The 975-nt window shown below is 61.2% G+C and carries 1 protein-coding gene; it reads left to right on the forward strand.

Going from position 1 to position 975, the window contains the following annotated elements; all coding sequences use genetic code 11:
- The first annotated feature begins 501 nt into the window (after positions 1-501).
- Positions 502-831, forward strand: coding sequence for a hypothetical protein (locus tag WH87_RS20490; RefSeq protein WP_046173260.1), 330 nt, complete (start codon positions 502-504; stop codon positions 829-831).
- Positions 832-975 lie beyond the last annotated feature (144 nt).

Here is a 975-nt window from a genome sequence, read left to right on the forward strand (position 1 = left end):
GGGGGGGTGGGGGGGGTGGGGGGGGAGGGGGAGGGGGGGGGTGAGGGGGTGGGAGGTGGGGGGGTGGGCGTGCGGGGGATGGGGGGGGTTGGCGGCGTGGGCGGGGGCGGGGGGCTGGGCGGGGGCGAGTTGGGGGGTGGTGGCGGGGTAGGGGGGGGCGGGGGGGGCGAGAGCGGGCTGGGGGGTGGGGGGTAGGCGGGGGAGGCTAGTGGGGGTGGGGGGGGTGGCGGGGGGAGGGGGAGGAGGGGGAGGGAAAAAAAGAAGATGGGGGGAAGAGAGAGGGGGAGGGAGGGGGAAGGGAAAGAAAGGACAGAGAGAGGAAAGGAGGGAGGAAAGAGGAGGAAAAAGAGAGGGAGGGGAGGGGAAAGGAGGGAAGGGATGGGGGGGGGAAGGGCAAAAGGGAGGGGAGGAAGGAAAAAGAAATCAGGAAACGGGAGAGGGAAGAGGGAGTGAGGGGAAGAAGAGGAAAAGGAGAAGAATGAAGCGAAGAAAGGAGGGAGAATGAAAGGAAATACAGAGAGAGACAGGGGCGAGAAAAAAGAGGAAGGAGACGGGAGACGGAGGCGGGGAAAAGAGGGAGAGAGAAAGAAAAAAGAGGAGGAGGGGAGAAGGAGGGAAGAAAAAGGAGAGAGGGGGGGAAGGAGAAAAAAAGAGGAGGAAAGAGAAAAGAAAGAGAAGAGAGAGGAGGGGGAAGGAGAGGAGGAGAGAGAAGAAAGGGGGGGAAAGGAGGAGGTTGCAGCAGGGGGGGAGTTGAAGAGGGAAGGCAACGAAAAGATCGAAGGGGCAAAAGAGCAGGAGAGAGGAAGAAAGACAACGAAGGAGAAGAGATAGAAAGCAGAGCGGGAAGAGACAGAGAAGGAAGTTTAGGGGAGAACGGGAAAGGGCGGGAAAGGGCGGGAAGAGGAAGAAGAGGCAAAAGGGGGAAAAAGAGAAAAGGGCGCAGACTTCTCGGCTCGTCACTCAGCCCTCGTGCAG

This window comes from Devosia epidermidihirudinis (genome assembly GCF_000971295.1).
Classification (GTDB): domain Bacteria; phylum Pseudomonadota; class Alphaproteobacteria; order Rhizobiales; family Devosiaceae; genus Devosia; species Devosia epidermidihirudinis.